Genomic DNA, 22,681 nt, shown 5'->3' with positions numbered 1-22,681 from the left:
CCGATGGGGCATAAGCCCCATTCAACGGATGCTCAGATGATTATTACTGATATCACCGCCGCTGACATTAACAGTTACGCCAGCGAAGATGAACTGGCGTCATTTGCCACGCTGAGAGGAGTTGAGCTGCCTGAAAAGCTCGCGCCTTTACTGATTAAGGCGATGGACTATCTGGAAGGGCTTGATTGGGTAGGTTCCAAAGCAGACCCTCGACAGCCTCTGGCATGGCCACGCGTGAATGTCGTTCTGGATGAACATGATTTCCCGCCGGATGAAGTACCACGGCAGGTTATCACCGCACAATGCATGCTGGCTATCGAGGCAATTGATGGCGATTTGCTTTCAAGCGTTCGTGAGGCCGCGGTGAAAACCGAACGTGTCGAAGGCGCCGTTACCATGACCTATGCGGTTGCCGATGGAGAGGCGTTTACACCTTCTTACCCGGCGGTAATGGCTATTCTCGGCGACCTGGCTGGTGGGCGTGGATATGCAATCAATGCTTTCGCGGAGCGCGCGTAATGGCCATCAAATATCAGCGAATGCAGGCGATAACGACTCGGATGCTCAAGCAGAACGGCATTGCATACAACGTCACGCGTAAGGGCACGTTAATCGTCATGGGTGGTGTGGAGCATCGTTCCGAGGATATCCAGTTCACCGCCACAGGAGTGAAGACGGATTACGTACCTGGAGAAATTGACGGAACGGTCATAGAAAACGGCGATGTTCGGATTGTCTTCACTGCCGAGCAGGAAATCAAAACCGGCGATCTTATCGACGTGGACGGCGTAAGGCATCGAGTGGTTAAGCCTAATCCGGTGAAACCGGGCGGTGTGGTGCTCTGCTACAAAGCTCAGTTGAGGGCATAACATGAACGATAATAAGGCGTTCACGGCTGCCGTCAGCGCGTTTGTGGACAAAGCCAAAGCGAATCAGGAAGCAGTCGTACGCGCAGTCGGCATTCGGATCCTTAATCAACTGGTGATGATGTCTCCTGTCGGCAACCCCGAACTCTGGGGTATCAACCAGACGGCAGCCTCTTACAATCAGGCGGTATACGACCATAACGAAGCGCAAAAATCGGACCCTAATAATCTGACTAAAACCGGGCGACTTAAGAAGAAAGCTCGGCTGGTGGATGGGATGGATATCAAAGCGCCGCCCGGGTATACCGGTGGACGGTTTAGGGGCAACTGGCAGGTGTCTTTTGATGCACCGACCACAGATGAAACGGGCCGTGTCGATAAAACCGGAAATCTGACAAAAGCCGCAGGGAATTACACGCTGTCGCTGTTCAAAGTCGGGATGAAGGCTATTTATTTCTGCAACAACGTCCCTTACGCGTATCGACTGGAGATGGGGCACTCTTCCCAGGCTCCGGAAGGGATGGTACGCATTACTGCTGCTGAGTTTCAGCGATTTTTTGAGGAAGCATTAAGGGAGGTGACTAAATGATTCCCGATATCGCGGCGGCGCTGGCCGCAAGGCTCGGCGAGTGGGCTGATACTGAAGGTATCCCGGTTGCCTGGGAAAACGTGCCTTTTACACCGCCGTCTAATGGGCTCTATCTTGCAGTCCATGACATGCCCGCCACGCCGCGTACGCTGGACCTAGGATTGCGCTGCCGCATTTATTCAGGTGTATACCAGATTAACGTTGTGGCCCCAGCTGGCACAGGCCGTAACGATGTTGTGGCCCTGGCAGACCGTGTGGCTGAATTGTTCCCCGAGGGGCAGGAGATTGAAGGCAGGGGCTTTACGTGCTGGATTAGCAGCGAGCCTGGTATATTCCGCGGGATCCCTACACCAGTGTCCTACACCGTCCCTGTCAGCCTGAATTATCGGGCAGACATTACCAGCTGATTCCCTCTCTGATGTTCCACAACTTACCGGCCTTGAGCCGACTTTCCCGTTTCTAAAGGAGTAACCAATATGGGCTTTGCATTGCCTAACGGCGCTCACGTCTATCTGGCATCGGGTTATGGCCCAGCCATTACTTTCACCGGGGCGACGAACGCCGAAAATATGGTGATCACCGTGAGTGAAGCGGACGCACTCAAGGTGGGTGATATTGTTCATGTGAACTGCAACTGGTCCGGTGTTGATAACGTCATTGCAAAAATTGATGCGATTGCAGAAAACGCCGTAACTCTTCGCAACATCAATACCACCAACAAAAACAAATATGCCGCTGGTGGCGGTACCGGTTCGATCCGTAAGGTGCTTGAATGGACCGAGCTGCCGCAAATAACTGAGGTGTCGAAATCTGGTGGCGATCAGAACACCACACAGATTCAGTTCCTCAGCGATGATCGCCAGCGCAACCTGAATACCTATAAATCCGCAGTCTCCCAGACCTACTCGATCGCGCATGACTCAACTCTCCCGGTATATCCGTTGCTGCGCCAACTGGACGAAGACGAAGAGACGGTTGCGGCTTACATGTACGTGCCGAAGGCGAAGGAAAACCGTTACTGGGCGGCCACGGCGTCCTTTGACGATACGCCAACTACTGCGGTTAACGAGGTAGAGACAGTAAGTGTTGTGCTGAACCTGCAGTCACCGGCGATGACGTTCTACAAGGTGACTGACGCTGCCGCCTGACCCGTCAGAGCTTTCACTATTCCAAGCCTCCCATAACGGAGGCTTTTTTTCGTTAAGAGGTATCGATGGCGACCAAATTCACTCTTCAGCCCAAACCAACATTTAAGGCCAATGTCTCAATCCCCCGAGCCGGCGATGAGGATGGCGTGCTGACGTTCACGTTTAATCACAAACCACTTAAAGAACTGGCTGACCTGGAAAAACTCGAAGGCAAAACTGCCACTGATTTTCTGATGGAAATCATTTCTGGCTGGGCACTTCCCGATGCATTCAACGCGGAAAATCTGTCGGTGCTGCTGGATAACTATCCGGCTGCAATGAAGGCTATCCCTGAAACCTACTATCGCGAACTGATGGGGCAGCGCGAAAAAAACTGATAGCGGTTGCCTCTGCATTCTATACGCCTGAACCCACAGCGGCAGACCTGGCGCCCTATGGCCTTTCCCCGGATGACTACGACGATCAATACATCGACGTCTGGCCAGATGTATGGACTTCATTCCTGGTGTTTCAGGCTGTCAGCACGCAGTGGCGCACGGGCATGGGAGGCGCATCAGGGCTTGATTACAATGTGCTGCCCTGGGTGATGCGCCTGCACCACGTCGACGACGAGGCAACCGCGCTTTCGGACATCCGAATCATGGAGAGCGCCGCACTAAAAGTTATGCATAAAGAGAGGGCGGAATGAGTAACGACATCGCCACGATTTCCCTGCGCGTAAATACCACTGAGCTGGAGCGTGGTAACCAGGCACTGGATCGCTTTCAGGAGACCGCGACCACCGCTGCAGGTAAAGCGGATGACCTGAACAGTACGTTCCGCACCGGCATCGATAACCAGAAGAAGAACAGCGAAAGCCTGAAGCAGCAGCGTCAGGAACTGCAGAACCTGCTGAATAAAATTAGCCCGGTAAACAAGGCGCTGGATGAACTGGACACGATCCAGGAGAGCCTGGCGAAGTTTCGTGGTAAAGGGCTGGTAGGGGATGAAGACTTTACTCGCTACAACAGCGTGCTTGAGACGACCCGAGTTAAACTGGCGCAGGTCATGGAGTCGGAGACCGCAGAGGGGCGGGCTCGCATTGAACAGGCTCAGGCAGCGCAGCGTGCAGCTGCTGCGGGCAAAACCTTTATCGATTCGCTGGAGGAGCAGGTCACAGCAATCGGAAAAACGCGCGCAGAACTGTTAGAGCTAAAAGCAGCCCAACTTGGCGTGTCAGATCGTGCTGCACCGATGATCGCCCGACTGAAAGTGCAGGAGGAAGCGTGGAAGTCAGGAGCGATCAGCGCGGGGCAATACCGCAACGCGATGCGTTATCTACCAATGCAAATGACCGACATCGTAACTTCATTGGCGTCCGGCATGCCGGTTTATATGGTAGCCATTCAGCAGGGCGGCCAGCTGCGCGATTCGTTTGGCGGTGTAGGCAATGCTCTGAAAGCGATGTTGTCGATGGTGACTCCTGCCCGAGTGGCTATTGGTGGCCTGGCCGGTGCTGTTCTGATTGCTGCAAAAGCGGGAGCGGACTACTTCACCGCCTACGACGAAATTAACAAGGCCATTATCAGGACAGGCAACATTGCAGGCACGTCAGCGCTCCAGGTTATGGCTTCCTCCCAGTCTATAGCTGCCTCTACTGGCGCGACTGTAGGAACCGTTCAGAGTTTGATGACTGAGCTGGTTGGCATGGGATCGCTGACACAGCAGCAACTTGAAAAAGCAGCGGGCTCCACGGCGCTGGCGGTTCTGACCGGTATAGTCTCGGCGCATGACATCACCAAAGCCTATAAGGACATCGAAAAAGACCCTGTTAAAGCGCTGCAGAGTCTCAACGAACAATATAATTTCCTGACAGTTTCACAACTTAAGCATGTTGACGATCTGGTTAAGCAAAAGGACCAGACCGGGGCCGTTACGCAGGCTATGGACCTGTTTGGCGATACGATGGCAAAACGTGGAGAACAGGCTTACGACTCGCTGACGCCGTTTGGCCGCCTGTGGCTGGATATCAAGGGCTGGGCGTCTGAGGCCATGCAGAGTATCGGTCAGTGGGTAGCTGAGCTGGCATCAAACACTCTGAAGGAATTCAACGCAATTTATTACAGCGTTGCGATCGTTTTCCAGAAGCTGAACCAGACCATTTCTTCCTCTATCGCTGCAGCGATTAACCTCGTTCCCGACTGGGCGAAAACAGATACTCTGCAGGGATGGCAGGAATATAACGAACAAATGGCCGGCGCTTATGGCGACAGCGTCTCTCAGCTGAAAAAAGACTGGGATTCGGCTGATATCAGTGCAGGTAAGTACCTCGATACGACCAGAAAGATAAGTACTGCAACCACCCAGAAGGATCGGGAAGAGGTTGCTGCTTTTGGCAAAAAAACGAAAACCGGAAAGCAGGGCACTTTATCGGCTGGCGATCGCAGTACGGATGCTGCCCAGGCCGAGCTACTGGCGCTTCAGGCACAGCTACGCGCGCTGCAGCAGCATAAAGGGCTGAACGACACTATCAGCCAGCAGCGCAAAGAACTGTGGACGACTGAAGCGAAATTTCAGGTGCTGGAGGAGGCCTCGCGTTCACGTTCACTGACAAAGCAGGAGCAATCCCTGCTGGCGAGTAAAGACCAGGTGCTTCAGTTGGCACGGCAGAAAGCCCTGTTGGGTGATCAGATTACCGCACAGGAACAGCTGAACAAGCGAATGGATACCTCGCAGAAATACGTCACGCAGATGGCAGAAAAGCAGGCTGCATTAGTGAACGGTGCCGGGATGAGTGACCGTCAGGCACAACGTGAACTGGCAAAGAGCCAACTATCTTCTGGCTGGATCAACTCCGGCGGTACGCTTGACGACGAGGGCTATCAGAAACAGCTTAAAGCGGCGAATGATTACTATGAGGCAGAGGACAGGTTACGTGGCGACTGGCTGACCGGCGCGAAAAAGGGCTGGGCTGAACTTGAGGACAGTGCGACCAATGTTTACTCGCAGGTTCAGACGATTACCAGCAATGCTTTCACCGGGATGGCCAGCACCCTGACTGATTTCTTCACGACCGGTAAATCTAACTTCTCAGATTTCCTGTCTACCTTCCTCAAGGGCATCGCCCAGATGCTGACACAACTGGCTTTGGTTAATGGAATGAAGTCAGCGTTTGGTGGCACAGGTATCGGCGCGTTCTTTGGTTTTTCAGGCGGTGGTGTGGTTCCCGGTTTTGATGGCGGCGGTTACACCGGCGATGGCGGTAAATACCAACCGAAAGGCGTAGTTCATGGCGGTGAGTTTGTGTTTACGAAGGAAGCGACTCGTGCACTGGGGATCGGCAATCTCTATGCGCTTATGCGTGGAGCTCAGGGCTATGCAAACGGCGGTTATGTTGGTACTGCCCCAATGCATGGGCTGCATTCGCATGCAGCTGGTGGCGTAACAGTTCAAACGTCTGTGGTAGTTCAAAGCCAGAACTCTCAGCAGCAGACTTACGGCAACAATGATGATATTTCTCGGGCTTACAAACAGACCATCGATCAGTCTGTTCGTGCAGGGATTGCCAAACAACTTCAGCCAGGAGGTCTTATCTGGAATGCGACGAAATCGAGATGATTAATAGTGACCGTTATTTGTTATATCCCTTTTTGGTAATCGTGTCATAAATAACCACCATCCGGGCATTGTGAATGGTATGATTATGTCACTGAAATTAATGGGTTAAGGGACAAGAAATGGCTTCAGTTAAGGTGACGGCTCTGTGGGTAGGGGATGAAAAATCGAGTATTTCATTCGTTTCTCCAGTTCTGAATGACAACAAACTCAATTATGACGATGCTTCCTTCGGTTTTGGCGTTGTAGAAAACTACGAGACATGGGGAGTCGAACGATACCCATTTGTAATGGAAGAATTTGGGAAAGGTTTAGCCCTTCTTGATTGGGGGTCAACAATCCAAAAGAACATTGCCACAATTGATGTTTTGGATGTACCTCTAAATGTTGACGGCATCATTACATACAACGAAATTGACGAGAACGGATCGCAACGTGGGCCTTATGTCTACCGAATTTCGACTGTGGAATCGTTTTAATAATAAATAGGTTTTCACGTGATTAACCCAGCCTTCGCTGGGTTTTTTTATACCCGGAGGAAAGTTGGCGATCGAAACATTTACCTGGCGAACCCAGATTCAGGCGGGAATGGAAGGGGAGTTCACTTACGCAACACGCTCCGCATCCTTTGGAGACGGATTCGAACAGATCGCCGGTGAAGGCATCAACCCTGAAAAACAGTCATGGCCGATGACCTTAACGGGAAAAAAGGCAGAGATGCTCGATGCGCTGAGTTTTTGCCGCAAGCACATCACAAAATCCTTTATCTGGACGTCTCCTGTTGGCGAAACCGGTTTGTACCGGATTGAAGCTGATTCCATTAAAGCCCAGCCGCTATCCAGCAAAGTGATGACCTTAAAAGCAACCTTCAAACAGGCATACGCACCATGATTACTGAAGATTATCAACGCCTCGAACCGGGTGAGAAAATACGTCTTCTTGAGGTAGACGGTTCTGCGTTTGGTCTGGACGACGTTCTGCGCTTTCACGCTTATAACCTCCCGCATACTGAAGAAGAGATTGCGGCTGCTGGTGGCGACGAATCAAAGTTAAAGGCGAAGAGTATCTGGTGGCAGGGCGAAGAGTATGGTGCCTGGCCATATAAGCTCGAGGGACTGGAAGCTTCAACCGATGGCAGCAGCGCCCAGCCGACGCTCACCGTTGCCAACATTGACAGCTCTATCACTGCGCTCTGTCTGGCCTATGACGATATGCTGCAGGCCAAAGTTACGATTCATGACACTTTTGCGCATTACCTGGATGAGCGCAATTTCCCTGATGGAAATCCAACAGCAGATCCCTTGCAGGTGAGAAAGCGGGTTTTCTATATCGACGGTAAAAATAGCGAGCTTCCCGGTGAAAGTATCGAGTTTGTTCTTACCAGCCCGATGGATCTGCAGGGGTTGATGATCCCGACGCGCCAGCTTCATTCCCTGTGTACCTGGTGCATCCGGAATAAGTATCGCACCGGCGATGGGTGCGATTATACGGGCACGCTTTACTTCGACAAAAACAACAATCCGGTAAGCGATCCCTCATTGGATGAATGTAACGGCACGCTCACCGCCTGCAAGCTTCGGTTTGGTGAACACAATGAACTTTCTTTCGGTGGTTTTCCGGGAACATCTTTGATCAGGAGTTAACATGCGTCAGAAAACAATTCAGGACATCCTGGCGCATGCAGCGAAAGACTATCCCCACGAATGCTGCGGCGTGATAGCGCAGAAAAGCCGGGTGGAACGCTATTTCCCATGCCGTAATCTGGCTGTCGAAGCAACGGAACAGTTTCACCTTTCGCCAGAGGACTACGCTGCTGCTGAAGACTGGGGGACGATAACGGGAATCGTACATAGTCACCCTGATGCGACAACCCAACCAAGCGAACTGGACAAGGCTCAATGCGATGCAACGTTGCTGCCCTGGCATATTGTCAGTTGGCCGGAAGGAGACTTTCGTACCATTACTCCCCGCGGCGAATTGCCTCTACTCGGGCGCCCGTTTGTGCTCGGACACTACGACTGTTGGGGGCTGGTGATGAGCTATTTCAGGCAGGAACACGGCGTTGACTTGAACGATTATCGGGTGGATTACCACTGGTGGGAAAAGGAGTATCCGGAAAATTTCTATCAGGATTGCTGGTACGAATGTGGTTTCCGCGAATTTAGTGGATCACCAATGCCGGGCGATTTGATCATCATGCAGGTGGAATCGAATAAGTGGAACCATTCAGGGATCTTGCTGGAGGGGAACATGCTTCTCCACCATCTTTATGGTCACCTCAGTCAACGTGTGCCATATGGAGGTTACTGGATGGAGAGAACCATGAAAATTGTCAGGCATAAAAGCCTAATCATGCAGGAGGGATAATGTGCGAATCCGTCCGTACTGTTCGCCTATATGGTGTTTTGGGTACTACGTTTGGCCGCGAATTCCAACTTTCGGTAGCTTCACCAAAAGAAGCCATCCGCGCATTGTGCGTTATCGTGCCAGGCTTCGAGCGGTTTTTGAATACCAGCAAGCAGCGTGGGCTTACTTACGCTGTATTCAGTGGAAAGCGTAACCTGAACGATGACGAACTCTCTATGGATCAGAGTAGTGCTGATATCCGTATTGCTCCGGTTATCCTCGGGAGTAAACGTGGTGGAGTATTCCAGACCATCTTAGGCGTGGCTTTGGTCGCAGTTGGTGCTGTGGCGTCATACTTTGGCGGTGGTGCTGTCGGCGTTCCTCTAATGCAATTTGGCGCTGCGATGGCCCTTGGCGGTGTCGTTCAAATGCTTTCTCCACAGACAACCGGACTTGCCAGCAAGCAATCGGCAGACAACAAGGCTAGTTATGCCTTTGGTGGAGTAACAAATACGACAGCTCAGGGCAATCCGGTACCGCTCTTGTACGGACGGCGCCGTATAGGTGGCGCGATCATCTCCGCCGGTATCTATGTTGAAGATCAGCAGTAAGCATGCTGTAATGGGCTTACTTAATATGGGGTAACTTGAGCTTAGATTCAAAAATGAAAAAAATATCTACTCTTTTCCTTTGTACTTCCTTATTTTCAGGCATGGCTTTAGCTGATAACCATTACATACCTCTCCTCTATAATTTATCTACTATTTTTGATTTCAATCCAGTTAAAGGAGCTGTCAAATCATTAGATACTAATCTTGAAGAAAATGGTAAGGTCACTTATAAAATCTCCATCAGACTAGCTAAGAATGGTTGTGTCGAAAGCTTAGATCTTGATAACGTTTCGTCTGGTCATGAAACAAATCTAAAAAATAGTAATGGAAGTCTTGTTGGCCAAAGAGATGGTAAGCCTTTTTCTATACAGCTCGATGAAAAATGTAATATTTTGACTCAAAATGAAAATGGTGACGAGTTGCGATATAGTCTTTACTCGAATGGCTTAATTAAAGACACCTATTATTTGGGTAAGAAAATATCTGAGCATTTTTATGATGATAATTCTAATTTGATACGTTCTGAGTTTTATGGTTCTGGTAAGGTCCTCTCTAAAAACGAAATATCTTATGTTGATAAAGACAGGAAGCCTCTTGATTATAAAATTATAAACACATCAGTTTACTCGGAAGGTTATACAGCAACGAATACTTGTCATTATAGCGAAAAGCTTGTTCCAGAAATATGTAAAGTAACAATGCAGAGCGCAGGGAATCCTGTGCCGAAGCCAGTACTAATGACAGCGAATACGAAAGTTGAATTCTACTAGATTAAACACATTTCAATAAGCCACCTCCGGGTGGCTTTTTTTATGGGCGCAATATGGCTATAGCAACCGCTATTAAAGGCCGCAAGGGCGGCAGTTCAAGCTTAAGAACTCCTACAGAACAGCCAGACGATCTGCAGTCAGTAGCCAAGGCAAAAATCCTTCTCGCGCTGGGAGAGGGTGAACTTGCTGGTGGCCTTACTGCGCGCGATATTTATCTCGATGGCACTGCACTTGAAAACGCAGATGGTTCGCAGAACTTCAGCGGTGTGGCGTGGGAGTTTCGTTCTGGAACTCAGGCGCAAAAATACATTCAAGGGATCCCGGGTACTGAAAACGAAATTAACGTGGGTACCGAAGTTTCCAGCACCACTGCATGGACGCGCACGTTCACCAATACGCAGCTTTCAGCTGTTCGCCTGCGTCTAAAATGGCCTTCTCTCTTCAAACAGGAGGACGATGGCGATCTGGTTGGCTATTCGGTCAACTACGCAATTGACCTGCAGACAGATGGTGGCACCTGGCTGACGGTGCTAAATACCAGCGTGACCGGGAAAACCACCTCTGGTTATGAACGCAGCCACCGTATTGATTTACCTCAGGCGGGCAGCACCTGGACCATCAGGCTGCGCAAGATTACAGCCGATGCCAATAGCGCGAAGATTGGCGACACGATGACGCTGCAAAGCTATACGGAAGTAATCGACGCGAAACTGCGTTATCCGAATACCGCGCTTCTGTACATTGAATTTGACTCGAGCCAGTTCAATGGTTCAATTCCGCAAATTTCCTGCGAGCCCAGCGGGCGTGTTATTCGTGTGCCCGATAACTATGACCCCGAAACACGAACGTACAGCGGTACCTGGACGGGCGCTTTTAAGTGGGCATGGACGGATAACCCTGCGTGGATATTTTACGATCTGGTGGTCACTGACCGCTTCGGCCTTGGTAATCGGCTAACGGCAGCCAATATCGACAAATGGACGCTTTATCAGGTCGCTCAATATTGTGATCAACCGGTACCGGATGGTAAGGGTGGTAGCGGAACTGAACCTCGTTACACCTGCAACGTATACATTCAGGATCGAAATGACGCTTACACCGTCCTGCGTGACTTTGCCGCCATTTTTCGAGGCATGACCTACTGGGGAGACGACCAGATTGTTGCCCTTGCAGACATGCCCAGAGATGTTGATTTTACCTACACGCACGCTAACGTAGTCGACGGCAAATTTGTATATTCCAGCAGCACAACCAAAAGTCGCTACACAAACGCTCTTGTTTCCTGGTCTGATCCGGCAAATGGGTATGCTGATGCAATGGAGCCAGTCTTCGAACAGGAGTTGGTGGCGCGCTATGGTTTCAACCAGCTTGAGATCACCGCCATCGGTTGCACCCGGCAGTCTGAGGCTAACAGAAAAGGGCGCTGGGGGATCCTGACCAACAATAAAGACAGGGTTGTAACGTTTGACGTTGGCTTGGACGGCAATATTCCTCAGCCGGGCTACATAATTGCTGTTTCTGACCGAAATCTTTCAGGGAGAGATTTAGGCGGTCGATTATCCGCGGTTAATGGTCGTGTACTCAAACTTGACCGGGTACCAAGTGCTAAGGCCGGTGACAGGATAATGGTAAACCTGCCGTCGGGTATCACCCAATCCCGAACGATTCAGTCCCTGTCAGGTGAAATGGTCACCGTGACCACCGCTTTTAGCGAGCTTCCACAGGCCGAGGCTGTATGGGTTATTGAAAGTGATGAACTCTATGCGCAGCAGTACAGGGTGGTTAGTGTCACCGATAACAATGACGGGACATATACCATCACGGGGGCAAATCACGATCCGGATAAATATGCCCGTATCGATACAGGTGCCGTTATAGATCAGCGGCCGGTGAGTGTCATTCCTCCTGGTAACCAGTCGCCACCAGGCAACATCGCGATCAATTCGTTTTCCGTGGTGCAGCAGAATATCAGCGTCGAAACCATGCGCGTGAGCTGGGACCAGGCTCAAAATGCTATCGCCTATGAGGCGCAATGGCGCCGCAACGACGGGAACTGGGTTAACGTGCCGCGCAGCTCCACCACATCATTCGACGTCCCGGGGATTTATGCCGGGCGCTACCTGGTGCGCGTGCGTGCAATCAATGCCGCTGAAATTTCCTCAGGATGGGGATATTCAGAAGAGAAGACGTTGACCGGCAAAGTTGGCAATCCACCTAAGCCAGTAGGATTCACAGCCACGGGCATTAACTGGGGGATTCGTCTTAACTGGGGTTTCCCGGCAAACACCGGCGATACGCTAAAAACGGAAATTCAGTACACAGCAAACAGTGACTTTTCAGATCCATTTTTGCTCTCAGACGTGCCTTATCCATCTGCGGAATACACCCAGCTCGGCCTTAAAGCAGGGCAGGAATTCTGGTACCGCGCACAGCTTGTCGACAGAACGGGTAACGAGTCCGGGTATACCGACTGGATCCGGGGGATGTCTAACGATAACGCCGATGATTATCTGGGTGATATCGCTAACGATTTTCTTACCTCTTCTGATGGGGATCGCCTCACTGGTGACATAGATACAAACATTGAGGGAATACTACAAAACGCCCTGGCGAACCACGGAACAGTTGAGCACCAGTGGGCACAATACGGGGAAGTGCGCGCCGATATTCTGGTTGTTAAAACGACGATTGCTGAAGTTGATAAGGCAATGGCCGAACTTTCGACGCAGGTACAGGCGCAGATAGAGGACGTCACCGCTTCCCTGGAAGACAAGCTTACAGCCGTCGTAGATGCCTCCGGTGCTTCGGCAATCTACACCCTCAAAACAGGTGTGAGAATAAACGGGGTGATGTACAACGCCGGGATGTCTATTGCAGTGCTTGCAGAGGCGGGGAAGCCGGTAGTCACCCGAGTTGGTTTCAACGCTAACCAGTTTGTACTGATGAGCGGCAGCGGTGATACCCAGTACTCTCCGTTCGCTGTCATCAATGGTCAAGTCTTTATGAGCTCCGCATTTATTCAGGATGGCACGATCACCAATGCCAAAATCGGCGACTTCATCCAGTCCAATAACTACGTTGTTGGGTCTGTCGGATGGAGGCTGGATAAATCAGGAACATTCGAGAACTACGGTTCGACAGCTGGAGAGGGAGCCATGAAACAGACAAACCAGACAATCAGTGTGCGTGACGCCAACAATGTGTTGAGGGTGCAGATCGGGAGAATCACGGGAACATGGTAAACATTGGGCCTCAGGTGGGGCCCTTTTTAGGATGAACAGCTATGGCTCAGTACGGTGTTGAAACCTGGGACGCCTCAGGCAGGGTGAACAACTATGGGATTAAGCCAGTCAGTGTAAGTGGATATCTTCAATTGGCTCAGAACCAGAAAACAGGCTTTTACTCAGTCGTGCTTCCACCGGGGTGTAAGCTGACTTATTTTCAGATCATGAACGGTGATCAGTGGGGAACGAGCCGGAGGAAGATCACTATTTCAGGTGGCACCGCAACGGTATCGGCAGTAGGCGATACCGACTACTCCGCAGGGACTGAGCCTGCGGCTGCGGCGTATCTCATTTTCCAGATAGAGAGGGCATAAATGGCGCAGTATGGCGTTTTACTGACGACTACGGCCGGAGAAGTATGGGTCACCGCTAACAGTTCGCCTATTTCGTTGCAGGCACGGAAGACAGCAGAACTACAGGGGACATCGGGTTTCAATACCAAAGTGACGCACACATTTCCCTCAGGGCAGCCCGTTGCCGCCTTCGTTCATTGCACGGTTGAGGCGGAAATCACCCAGACGATAAGCGGGAACACTATCATGGTTGATTTCCTCAGACCAAATGCAACCGGCACAGCGTACGTTTATTTTTTCTCTATTTTCCCACAGACAAAGCCTGACTACGGGCTGGCCGTCTGGGATGCGTCAGGGACGCTTATTTTGACAAACGAAACGCGCACACTCAGTGATGTGGTAACCCTCGGTACTGCCGGGGTAGATGCAAGTTCAGGTTATAACATCAATACCACGCTGGCGGGGAAATGGGCCTGTATGCCTGCCATGCTGGGTCTAATTACTGGAGTTATATCGGCCGGCGGCCAGCCGCAGCCCTACTCGGCGATTTACAAGAGTATGGCAAAACTTGAGGGAGGCAATACGCGAATATTCGCCAGACCACAAACAACGCCCAGCGGAAACCTTCAGAACGTCGCGTATTCAAATCTGAGAAACGTGATAATGGCCATCAACTGCGCCAACTACGATTGATCGTTTTCAGCGATCAATCTTATGAAATTGATCTACAAAATCAATTATATCCCTTTGATTCATCTTGTTATTGTTTAATCTCTTGAATACCCTGGGATATAACCACTATGAAAAACATGATTCTTTGCCTGGCGGTGGCTGTATTGCTCTCCGGTTGCGCTGGCGTGCTTCAGAAGCAGCAACCCATATGTACCGGAACGGCCCTAATCGGCGGACAGGAAAACATCGTCCAGATTTACGGCGTGCGTAAGCAAAGTAACCAGACCCAGTACCGCGCCGGTTATCCATTTAACTGGTCATGGGTTAGCGCAAACACTTTCAGTAGTACCACGTGCCAGTAACTCAAGCATTTTTGAATAAACCTCGCCCCGGCGGGGTTTTTTATTGCCCGAAAGGAGCGCATATGTCTGCAGGAACTATCACCCTGACAAACGGGTCCGCTATTGTTGGCGGTTCCGGAACCTCATTCGCAACAGAACTCGCCGCAGGTGACTTTATTGTCTCTACTGTGGGCGGTGTACCGTATACATTGCCCGTAAAATCGGTTGAGAGTAATGCGCAACTTACGCTGGTCAGCAACTTTACCGGGCCAACGCAATCCGGCGCAGCATGGTCAACTGTTCCCCGTGTGGCGCTGAACATGGTCACTGCCGCGCTGGTGGCGCAAAGTGCTGAAGCACTGCGTGGACTGAATTACGACAAACAGAACTGGCAAAGCATTTTTTCTGGAAACGGCAATATAACGATAACTCTGCCTGATGGAACAACATGGACGGGACCTGCCTGGAATAGCATTACCACTTCTCTCGCAGGTAAGGCGGCAAAAGGTGCAAACAATGACATTACCTCGCTCAATGGACTCACTACAGCGCTTTCTGTAGCTCAGGGTGGCACCGGTTCGACAACCGCGTCAGGCGCTCGCACAAACCTCGGTTTGGGAGACAGTTCCACGAGGAACGTCGGAACCGCGGCGGGAACGGTTGCCGCCGGGGATGACGATCGACTCAGCACTCTTGAAGGTAAAACGGGAGGGTCAATCAAAGGGGCGGTGATTGCTAAAAGAACTTCTGATTCCAACCCTGCATCAGGCGGTGAGCTTGAGTCCGTTCTTCAAAACTCTGGCGGTGCTGCTCTTTCACAGTTTCACATGTTTACTCAGATGGCTGGTAATACCCGCTATGGATTCCTTCGCGTATGGGATTCTTCGACATTTAAAGATTGGTACTTCGACCATTCCAGCGGAAATGCTTATGCTGCAGCGTCATGGGTAAATAACTCAGATCGCCGGATTAAAGATGACCTCAACCCGATTGACGACCCGCTGGGAAAAATGAAAAAAGTACGCGGCTATACCTGGGTGCGGAAAGATGACCAGATGAAAGGCTCTTTTGGGATTGGTTTTGTGGCCCAGGAGGTGCAGGAGATATTCCCAGAAGCTGTATCACATGCCCAGGAGGGTTCTTTGACAGTAGATGGCCGAGTGATAGAGCAGCCATTGGCGCTATCACCTGGTGATGTGGCTGCGGCTCTCCATCATGAAGCTATCCTTGCGTTGATGGAGAAAATCGAAAATCTGCAGCGCCAACTCGGAACAGCTTAATATGTTCTGGCGTCCAAAATCTGCTCACAAAGAACGGCTATCTAAAAATTTACAAAATTCATAATTCGAAGCGTGAGAAAAGCTTAGAAGCGAAGCGGCGAAGCTTTCAGCAGAGACGGTAGGGTCTCTATCTTGCGGACACTTACAAATAAAACTACTGTATATAAAAACAGTATTCGAGGTGTGTGCAATGGAATTCATCAGGCCAACAGAACTGCGAGAAATTATCGCTCTTCCGCTTTACAGTGACTTAGTACAGTGTGGTTTTCCAAGCCCCGCGGCAGATTACGTGGAACAGCGCATCGATCTCAATGAGTTACTTGTCGCTCACCCGAGCTCCACATATTTCGTCAAAGCCGCGGGTGATTCTATGATCGAAGCCGGGATCAGCGACGGCGATCTGCTGGTGGTCGATAGTTCGCGTACAGCTGAGCACGGTGACATTGTCATCGCCGCGGTGGAAGGGGAATTTACTGTTAAACGCCTGCAGCTACGCCCGACAGTCCAACTCATCCCAATGAATAGCGCCTACAGTCCGATTGTTGTAGGCAGCGAAGATACGCTGGACGTTTTCGGCGTTGTTACTTTTATCGTCAAATCGGCGAGCTGAGTATGTTTGCGCTCTGTGATGTGAATTCGTTCTACGCATCATGCGAGACCGTATTCAGACCTGATCTGAGAGGGCGCCCGGTTGTCGTTCTCTCGAACAATGACGGCTGTGTAATAGCACGCAGCGCCGAGGCTAAAGCCGCTGGAATTACTATGGGAGAGCCGTTCTTCAAGCAAAAAGAGCTTTTCCGGCGGGCTGGCGTTGTTTGCTTCAGCAGCAACTATGAGCTGTATGCTGATATGTCTAACCGGGTAATGACAACGCTTGAAGAAATGAGCCCCCGCGTTGAAATTTACAGTATCGATGAAGCTTTTTGTGACCTGGCGGGTGTCAGGAACTGCCGGGACCTGACTGACTTCGGCAAAGAAATCCGCGCTACAGTTCTGAAGCGTACGCACCTGACTGTCGGGGTTGGCATTGCGCAGACAAAAACACTCGCTAAGCTGGCAAACCACGCTGCAAAGAAATGGCAGCGGCAAACAGGCGGGGTAGTGGACCTGTCCAATCTCGATCGCCAGCGCCGACTGCTTGCTCTGGTTCCGGTGGAGGACGTCTGGGGCGTCGGCAGGCGCATCAGTAAGAAGCTTAACGCCATGGGCATCAAAACGGCTTTGGACCTCTCAGAACAAAGCACCTGGATTATCCGCAAGCACTTTAACGTGGTACTCGAGCGAACGGTCAGGGAGCTGCGCGGCGAGCCATGCCTCGAGCTGGAGGAGTTTGCACCAGCTAAGCAGGAAATCGTCTGCAGCCGGTCTTTTGGTGAACGCGTCACAGAATATGAGCAGATGCGTCAGGCCATCTGCAGCTATGCGGCCCGTGGTGCTGAAAAGCTTCGTGGTGAGCACCAGTATTGCCGGTTTATCTCTGCGTTCGTGAAAACCTCTCCCTTTGCGCTTAACGAGCCGTATTATGGTAACAGTGCGTCCATCAAGCTTCTTACCCCCACTCAGGATTCACGCGACATCATTAACGCCGCGGTAAAGTGCCTGGACAAAATCTGGAAAGACGGACACCGTTACCAGAAAGCCGGCATTATGCTGGGTGACTTCTTTAGCCATGGTGTGGCCCAGCTCAACTTGTTCGACGAGAACGCGCCGCGTGCTGGTAGCGAGAGGTTGATGGAAGTTCTGGATTATCTGAACGCGAAAGATGGAAAGGGAACACTTTATTTTGCCGGGCAGGGCATACAGCAGCAATGGCAGATGAAACGGGATATGTTATCTCCACGATATACTACGAGGTATTCAGACCTAATAAAAGTTAGATGATTCTTTAAACGGTATATTCATTCGAACCTAATTATCGGCTATGAGTATTAAGAGTAATATGTCTACTACTATGCTTTTGTAATGTAAATAAGCCCCTGCAATTATACAGGGGCTTATGGATATGATGCCGGGTGCCTCCCGGTGAGTCATTGAGCTAACCACTCGTGACTCGCTGCTTCAGAAATTCACGATGAGCCGCTTGATATACAAATCATCAGGTTAGTTAGCCCTGCCGCTGAGGAGGATTCATCATAAAACCGAATGTAACAGCAATGCTTAGCAAATGATACAAAATTTACTGATGTGCCTCATGATTTTCTTTCGCAGTTTTCACGGTCACGGTATTTTCAGATGGTGAAGGTTAAAATATCGATGTTCATTTTTTTACTTTAAGTCTTGAAACAAAGGTTAAGGTTTTATCTTCTGGGCAAATCATTAGAAAAATTGCTGTGGGAGACTCTTCTAAACGTGTAATTCCATGCAGCATCTGGTAGAGTCTTTTTTTTAGTTTTTCTGCTCCATCTTTTTCAGACTCCCACTCTAAAACTGCCTGACCCTCTGAACCAATGAATGCATGGGATGGTAGTTTAACGCCTCGGTTTGACTTACTTGAATAGTTTCGGTCATGCAAGAGACCTAAGATAAGAGGGTTGATATTATTATCTGAGAATGGGGCTTCAATAACTATTAATACTGTGTAATGTAGGATTTTCATGGAAGCCTTATGGTTGCTTCAGCAATAAAGTCATATTGCCATGGCGTTGGATGTACAAGTCTTAATTATAAATGTTTATGTGGGGGTAAAAAAAGGCCTGCGTTAAGCAGGCTATAATAATTAAACGTAGTTATAATAATGATTTCATGAATGTTGGCGTTGAATCCCAAGCGTCAAAGATACTTCTGCGCCGCATCTAATATTTCCTGAGAGGTAAGCTCTCGATCTGAAGCCACATAGACCACTTCATGGTCACCTGTTAAAGAAGGAAAACCTGCTGACATTATCTGAAGGTTTATCACTTCTCCATTAGGATATTCTTCGCGTATTGATGTCACACCTTTAAGCACAGTGATAACTTTACTTGGCTTACCATTAAAAAAAATGATTACTTTTTTCATATATCACCATGTATTTTGAGGGCTTTTAGCCCCTGCAGGTGTTCGAAAGGGGGCTGTTTGTTCATTTTTTTTGCCTCTTTCGAAATTAAAACAAGCATTATACTGACTTAACGTGTACTGTAACGGTCCATTTGAACTGGAGAAGTCTATGTCAGCACGTAAAAACACTCAATTCCGCCGAAATTATTTAGTAAAATGCCCTTGTCCAAACTGCTCAAAAGATTCCGAACATAGTTACAATCGTGTACAAAAGGGGGCTCAATTGGTGTGCCCATACTGCTGTGCTTTATTCAAATCTCCCCAGCGCTTCTAAAAAATTAATAAAAAAATAAGAAGTGATGCTTTTAGAGGCTGCCTAACCTCTTACGCACTTTAATATTTTATAAGCAGTTAGCTTCTGCTTTGAGACTGTTCATGCAGCAGTCCTGCATTTCATCACATCGGTCAGCAAACTTGATGGTAAGTAAACATGCTGGCCTGTTGTAATGATGTGCGTAACCGAACAATCACCTTCCACTGATAAAGTCATGCTGGCTTAAGTTAAGTAAACCATCTAAAAATTATCTATCGCAAAGTGTTACATTGGCGGCGATTGGACCTTTAGTTCCAGCTATGATAGCGAATTTGACTTTTTGTCCTTCAAATAGAGTATTAAATGTTTCTCCCAGCAGGGAAGAAGTGTGAACAACAACATCTTTACTTCCATCGAGTGGGGAGATAAAACCAAACCCCTTATCTTCGTTAAACCACTTAACAAGACCTATGATTTTAGATGACATACAAACTCCGTTTGAACATTTCAACTGACAAGCAAGCTCATGATAAGAAACGTATGCTGGTATATGTATGGACTCAAGAGGAGGAGGTATCAGAGATAACACCTGGTTATGAGAACGGCTTTTGGAAAAGTTAGATTCATCATCGCAACGAATCAGTCAAACCATTAAGGCACGTGCTGAATGATTAAGCAAATTTTATTTTAGCCTTCCGGAAGGCCAATAAAATAGGATTAGCTATTATTAACCAATCCTGTATAGTCAAATCTGGATTGCCATTAGGAAAATATTTGTCTCGTAAAATGACAGGAATTGTCAAAAGTTTTGACTTCAAGAGCGGAAAGGGATTGATTATCCCATCAGATGGCAGAAAAGATGTTTTTTTACATATTTCTGCATTAAGAAATAATGAAAGCCAAACGTTAAAACCTGGCGTTCGTGTTGAATTTTATCGTATAAATGGGCTTAGTGGTCCGATGGCTGCAAATATATTTCTTTCTTAAAGTGAGATAATATTGAACCAAATATAAAGTACACATCAAAAGTACATCAGATTATATATCTATTTGTTCTATCAATTTCCTCCCCTGATTTTTTACATTTCCTACTTCACGGGTCACAGCATGCCAGATAAACATCTCAGCTGGTACAGAGCCGTCAGATACAATCTCTTCCGCTTCTTTCCCTCCAACGTCCTGGCGCATCCATTCCCGGGCCGCTTCTGGCGATAGGACCAGGGGCCGGCGGTCGTGAATATCCACTAGGCCTTTGTCAGCGGCAGACGTTACTATCAGAAAACCTTCTGCCTCATCGCCTCGCTCAAACGGTGTGCTGCCGATCGCCGCCATAAAAATCGGCTGACCGTCTGCCCGATGGATAAAATAAGGCTGTTTCTTGTCACCTTCTTTCTTCCATTCGAACCATCCATCTGCAAAGCAGATCGCCCGGCCATGTTGCCACAGAGGTTTAAACATTCTGCTTGCGGCCGCGGTTTCGACGCGAGCGTTAATCAGTGGCGGCTTATCCCACCATCCAGGCGCATAACCCCAGAAAACCGGATCAATATGCAGCTGCTCGTCGCGTTCGCTCAACAGCAGCACTTTGGTGCCGGGCGCGACGTTGTATCGGCCAATAGGTTCAGGGTCGTATGCGATGTCGCGATCAGCTTCATCGGACAGGTAAGCCAAGTATTCTTCACGCGTTTGAGCTTGTGCAAAACGTCCACACATAGAAACCTCCTGCCAGATGTCAGACTTAAATTATAGGGCAGGGAGAAAAAGGGGGGCGCACTGGCTAGTGTTAGGGGCAAATTTAGGGGCAAAAATGCGAAATAGGGACAAAAAAAGGGCATTAAAAATGTAGTTCTGGGTAGCTTTAGGGAGAAGTTATTATGCTATAACTAATTGAATTCAATGGTAAAGTAAATGATATCAATGAGTTGGCAAAATCAGCGTAGCTTATTCAGGTTGTATTGCTCTTTTTTGTTAATCTCTTGATTCTCTTGCATTGAGTACTACCTTCGGAGCCAGCAGGGGCAAAAATTGTATGCCGCGTATGGTACGGATTCCGGCGGCGAATGCCAGCACGTTTTACTGCTGCGTGAAATCTGGCGCCGATACGTGATAAAGGGTAGCGTTCAGACGTTTGGATACGATAGCGACTTTACGGCAAACGGCGCAGTTGTGGTGCAATCATCTCCGCCAGTATCAATATTGAAGATTAGCAGTAAGCATGCTGTAATGAGCTTACTTAATTTGAGGGTAACTTGAGCTTAGATTTAAAAATGATAAAAACTTCTACTCTTTTCCTTTGTTCCTCCTTATTTTCAAGCATGGCTTTTGCAGAAAATCACTACATACCTCTACTTTATAACTTATCGACTATGTTTGATTTCAATCCAGTTAAGGGGGCTGTTAAATCCTTAGATACTGATGTTGAGGAGAATGGAAAAATCACTTATAAAATCTCCATCAGACTGAATAAAAATGGTTGTGTTGATAGCTTAAACCTTGATAATGTTTCTTCCGGGCATGAAACCATTCTAAAATATACAAATGGAAGTCTTATTGGCCATAGAGATGGCAAGCCTTTCTCAATACAACTTGATGAAAAATGTCACATTTTGAGTAAAAATGAAAACGATGACGAGTTGCGTTACACTCTTTACTCGAATGGATTAATTAAAGACACCTATTTTTTAGGCAAAAAAATATCTGAACATTTTTATGATGAAGACGATAATTTGACGCGCTCTGAATTTTATAGTTCAGAAAGCGTTATGTCTAAAAATGAAATATCTTATGTTGATAAAAAAAGAAAGCCTCTTGATTATAAACTAATAAACTCATCAGTTTTCTCGGAGGGGTATACAGCAACCAGTTCTTGTCATTATAACGAAATGCTTGTGCCTGAAATATGTAATGCCACAGTACAGAACGCAGGTAATCCGGCAGCGAAACCAGTTTCAATGACAGCACATACGAAAGTTGAATTCTACTAGATTAAAACGATTCCAATAAGCTACCTCCGGCGTCATGGTGTTTTATCGGGACGAGTTCAATGAAGGCACTGGCTTAATGTAAGAGGAATTTAAGATGAATGTAGAAACGGTCCGCTTAATCCTGGAACCCTATAATGATTCACATTATGAAGGCTTAAGGGTAATGGATAGTGATGCTGAGGTGATGCGCTATATCAATAAGGGTATTGTTAAAACGCCCGAAGAAACCTGGGAGGGCATCAGAAGGGTGCAGGCTCGCTGGGATAAGTATCACTTCTCGTGGTGGGCTATCAGAGAGAAATCTTCTGGTGCGATCGTTGGTGCAGCATGCCTCCAGCACCTGGCAAACGTGGAGGGTGCACCATTAGAGATTGGCTGGCGCCTCGTTCCTGAACACAATGGCAAAGGCTATGCTACAGAGGCAGCGAAAGCGATCGTTGATTACGCTGTAGAACGGGTGGGAGCATCTTATCTGGTGGCCGTGGCCGATCCCGAAAATATCGCATCGCAGCGTGTTATGAAAAGGTTAGGTATGACTTATAAAGCAATAGAGCAGCATTACGATACGGAATGCGTAGTCTATGAGCTTAATATTGGTAAGCCTGCTTAAGTAA

29 protein-coding genes and 1 pseudogene are annotated in these 22,681 nt (G+C 48.8%); 25 read left to right on the top strand and 5 right to left on the bottom strand.

Annotated features, from left to right (window positions below; all coding sequences use genetic code 11):
* Positions 1 to 36 precede the first annotated feature (36 nt).
* From LJA86_RS07935 to LJA86_RS07835, 21 genes are all read left to right on the top strand, one after another.
* The gene (locus LJA86_RS07935) at positions 37 to 519 is read left to right on the top strand and encodes a DnaT-like ssDNA-binding protein (RefSeq protein WP_229225966.1); all 483 of its coding nucleotides are present in this window, start codon (positions 37 to 39) and stop codon (positions 517 to 519) included.
* Entirely contained in the window at positions 519 to 869 is a 351-nt protein-coding gene (locus LJA86_RS07930; protein ID WP_229225965.1) for a hypothetical protein, read from the top strand. The genes LJA86_RS07935 and LJA86_RS07930 overlap by 1 nt, the downstream gene beginning before the upstream one ends.
* A gap of 1 nt (position 870) precedes the next feature.
* Positions 871 to 1,455, top strand: coding sequence for a hypothetical protein (locus LJA86_RS07925; RefSeq protein WP_229225964.1), 585 nt, complete (start codon positions 871 to 873; stop codon positions 1,453 to 1,455).
* On the top strand, positions 1,452 to 1,862 hold the full coding sequence (locus LJA86_RS07920) for a DUF4128 domain-containing protein (protein WP_100121980.1): 411 nt from the start codon (positions 1,452 to 1,454) through the stop codon (positions 1,860 to 1,862). The genes LJA86_RS07925 and LJA86_RS07920 overlap by 4 nt, the downstream gene beginning before the upstream one ends.
* Before the next feature lie 69 nt (positions 1,863 to 1,931).
* The gene (locus LJA86_RS07915; RefSeq protein ID WP_229225963.1) at positions 1,932 to 2,603 is read left to right on the top strand and encodes a phage tail protein; all 672 of its coding nucleotides are present in this window, start codon (positions 1,932 to 1,934) and stop codon (positions 2,601 to 2,603) included.
* A gap of 65 nt (positions 2,604 to 2,668) precedes the next feature.
* Positions 2,669 to 2,980 carry a phage tail assembly chaperone gene (locus LJA86_RS07910; protein ID WP_045336376.1) on the top strand — a complete coding sequence of 104 codons (312 nt, stop codon included), beginning with the start codon at positions 2,669 to 2,671 and terminating at the stop codon, positions 2,978 to 2,980.
* Positions 2,977 to 3,291, top strand: a complete 315-nt coding sequence (locus LJA86_RS07905; RefSeq protein WP_229226256.1) for a DUF1799 domain-containing protein — start codon at positions 2,977 to 2,979, stop codon at positions 3,289 to 3,291. The genes LJA86_RS07910 and LJA86_RS07905 overlap by 4 nt, the downstream gene beginning before the upstream one ends.
* The gene (locus tag LJA86_RS07900) at positions 3,288 to 6,200 is read left to right on the top strand and encodes a phage tail tape measure protein (protein ID WP_229225962.1); all 2,913 of its coding nucleotides are present in this window, start codon (positions 3,288 to 3,290) and stop codon (positions 6,198 to 6,200) included. Before LJA86_RS07905 ends, LJA86_RS07900 begins: the two co-directional genes overlap by 4 nt.
* Positions 6,201 to 6,319: 119 nt before the next feature.
* Positions 6,320 to 6,676, top strand: coding sequence for a hypothetical protein (locus LJA86_RS07895; protein ID WP_229225961.1), 357 nt, complete (start codon positions 6,320 to 6,322; stop codon positions 6,674 to 6,676).
* A 64-nt stretch (positions 6,677 to 6,740) separates the two neighbouring features.
* On the top strand, positions 6,741 to 7,088 hold the full coding sequence (locus LJA86_RS07890; RefSeq protein ID WP_229225960.1) for a phage tail protein: 348 nt from the start codon (positions 6,741 to 6,743) through the stop codon (positions 7,086 to 7,088).
* Positions 7,085 to 7,840, top strand: a complete 756-nt coding sequence (locus LJA86_RS07885; protein ID WP_023344272.1) for a phage minor tail protein L — start codon at positions 7,085 to 7,087, stop codon at positions 7,838 to 7,840. Before LJA86_RS07890 ends, LJA86_RS07885 begins: the two co-directional genes overlap by 4 nt.
* Position 7,841: 1 nt before the next feature.
* Entirely contained in the window at positions 7,842 to 8,564 is a 723-nt protein-coding gene (locus tag LJA86_RS07880) for a C40 family peptidase (RefSeq protein WP_126287784.1), read from the top strand.
* Positions 8,564 to 9,154, top strand: a complete 591-nt coding sequence (locus tag LJA86_RS07875; RefSeq protein WP_046092069.1) for a tail assembly protein — start codon at positions 8,564 to 8,566, stop codon at positions 9,152 to 9,154. Before LJA86_RS07880 ends, LJA86_RS07875 begins: the two co-directional genes overlap by 1 nt.
* 35 nt (positions 9,155 to 9,189) lie before the next feature.
* Positions 9,190 to 9,924, top strand: coding sequence for a YnfC family lipoprotein (locus LJA86_RS07870; protein ID WP_227879205.1), 735 nt, complete (start codon positions 9,190 to 9,192; stop codon positions 9,922 to 9,924).
* A 53-nt stretch (positions 9,925 to 9,977) separates the two neighbouring features.
* Positions 9,978 to 13,166, top strand: coding sequence for a host specificity protein J (locus tag LJA86_RS07865; RefSeq protein ID WP_229225959.1), 3,189 nt, complete (start codon positions 9,978 to 9,980; stop codon positions 13,164 to 13,166).
* Between the two features lie 41 nt (positions 13,167 to 13,207).
* Complete coding sequence (locus tag LJA86_RS07860) at positions 13,208 to 13,522, top strand: hypothetical protein (RefSeq protein ID WP_229225958.1); 315 nt, start codon at positions 13,208 to 13,210, stop codon at positions 13,520 to 13,522.
* On the top strand, positions 13,523 to 14,194 hold the full coding sequence (locus tag LJA86_RS07855) for a hypothetical protein (protein ID WP_069719125.1): 672 nt from the start codon (positions 13,523 to 13,525) through the stop codon (positions 14,192 to 14,194).
* Positions 14,195 to 14,301: 107 nt separating this feature from the next.
* Positions 14,302 to 14,535 carry a phage exclusion lipoprotein Cor gene (cor, locus tag LJA86_RS07850; RefSeq protein WP_119312063.1) on the top strand — a complete coding sequence of 78 codons (234 nt, stop codon included), beginning with the start codon at positions 14,302 to 14,304 and terminating at the stop codon, positions 14,533 to 14,535.
* Positions 14,536 to 14,597: 62 nt separating this feature from the next.
* A complete protein-coding gene (locus LJA86_RS07845; RefSeq protein WP_229225957.1) occupies positions 14,598 to 15,794 on the top strand; it encodes a tail fiber domain-containing protein in 1,197 nt (398 codons plus the stop codon).
* 190 nt (positions 15,795 to 15,984) lie between these two features.
* Positions 15,985 to 16,404, top strand: a complete 420-nt coding sequence (locus LJA86_RS07840) for a translesion error-prone DNA polymerase V autoproteolytic subunit (protein WP_063618883.1) — start codon at positions 15,985 to 15,987, stop codon at positions 16,402 to 16,404.
* 2 nt (positions 16,405 to 16,406) lie between these two features.
* The gene (locus tag LJA86_RS07835) at positions 16,407 to 17,675 is read left to right on the top strand and encodes a Y-family DNA polymerase (protein ID WP_229225956.1); all 1,269 of its coding nucleotides are present in this window, start codon (positions 16,407 to 16,409) and stop codon (positions 17,673 to 17,675) included.
* A gap of 376 nt (positions 17,676 to 18,051) precedes the next feature.
* On the opposite strand, the gene LJA86_RS07830 is transcribed toward LJA86_RS07835, so the two are convergent.
* On the bottom strand, positions 18,052 to 18,390 hold the full coding sequence (locus tag LJA86_RS07830) for a hypothetical protein (protein WP_126296580.1): 339 nt from the start codon (positions 18,388 to 18,390) through the stop codon (positions 18,052 to 18,054).
* Between the two features lie 173 nt (positions 18,391 to 18,563).
* Positions 18,564 to 18,791, bottom strand: coding sequence for a hypothetical protein (locus LJA86_RS07825; protein WP_025910815.1), 228 nt, complete (start codon positions 18,789 to 18,791; stop codon positions 18,564 to 18,566).
* A 148-nt stretch (positions 18,792 to 18,939) separates the two neighbouring features.
* Between LJA86_RS07825 and LJA86_RS07820 the strand changes: the two genes are divergently transcribed.
* Positions 18,940 to 19,104, top strand: coding sequence for a YnfU family zinc-binding protein (locus tag LJA86_RS07820; protein ID WP_213758942.1), 165 nt, complete (start codon positions 18,940 to 18,942; stop codon positions 19,102 to 19,104).
* Positions 19,105 to 19,351: 247 nt separating this feature from the next.
* Here the strand turns inward: LJA86_RS07820 and LJA86_RS07815 are convergent, their stop codons facing one another.
* Positions 19,352 to 19,570 carry a cold shock domain-containing protein gene (locus LJA86_RS07815; protein ID WP_045370991.1) on the bottom strand — a complete coding sequence of 73 codons (219 nt, stop codon included), beginning with the start codon at positions 19,568 to 19,570 and terminating at the stop codon, positions 19,352 to 19,354.
* Between the two features lie 287 nt (positions 19,571 to 19,857).
* On the opposite strand from LJA86_RS07815, the gene cspF reads away from it, so the two are divergent.
* Positions 19,858 to 20,070 carry a cold shock-like protein CspF gene (gene cspF / locus LJA86_RS07810; RefSeq protein ID WP_071787680.1) on the top strand — a complete coding sequence of 71 codons (213 nt, stop codon included), beginning with the start codon at positions 19,858 to 19,860 and terminating at the stop codon, positions 20,068 to 20,070.
* Positions 20,071 to 20,121: 51 nt separating this feature from the next.
* Here the strand turns inward: cspF and LJA86_RS07805 are convergent, their stop codons facing one another.
* Together LJA86_RS07805 and LJA86_RS22250 are read right to left on the bottom strand one after the other, a co-directional pair.
* Entirely contained in the window at positions 20,122 to 20,796 is a 675-nt protein-coding gene (locus tag LJA86_RS07805; protein WP_229225955.1) for an SOS response-associated peptidase, read from the bottom strand.
* 313 nt (positions 20,797 to 21,109) lie between these two features.
* Positions 21,110 to 21,199: pseudogene (locus tag LJA86_RS22250) on the bottom strand (hypothetical protein); the annotation flags it as partial.
* Positions 21,200 to 21,332: 133 nt separating this feature from the next.
* On the opposite strand from LJA86_RS22250, the gene LJA86_RS07800 reads away from it, so the two are divergent.
* Both LJA86_RS07800 and LJA86_RS07795 read left to right on the top strand, forming a co-directional pair.
* Entirely contained in the window at positions 21,333 to 22,067 is a 735-nt protein-coding gene (locus LJA86_RS07800) for a YnfC family lipoprotein (RefSeq protein ID WP_229225954.1), read from the top strand.
* A gap of 94 nt (positions 22,068 to 22,161) precedes the next feature.
* Positions 22,162 to 22,677, top strand: a complete 516-nt coding sequence (locus LJA86_RS07795; protein ID WP_126533792.1) for a GNAT family N-acetyltransferase — start codon at positions 22,162 to 22,164, stop codon at positions 22,675 to 22,677.
* The last annotated feature ends 4 nt before the right edge of the window (positions 22,678 to 22,681 follow it).

The organism is Enterobacter sp. TCD1-1 (assembly GCF_020567405.1).
GTDB classification, from domain to species: Bacteria; Pseudomonadota; Gammaproteobacteria; order Enterobacterales; family Enterobacteriaceae; genus Enterobacter; species Enterobacter quasiroggenkampii.
The sequence above is the reverse complement of the archived record's forward strand: the minus strand, read 5'-3'. Positions and strand labels throughout refer to the sequence as shown.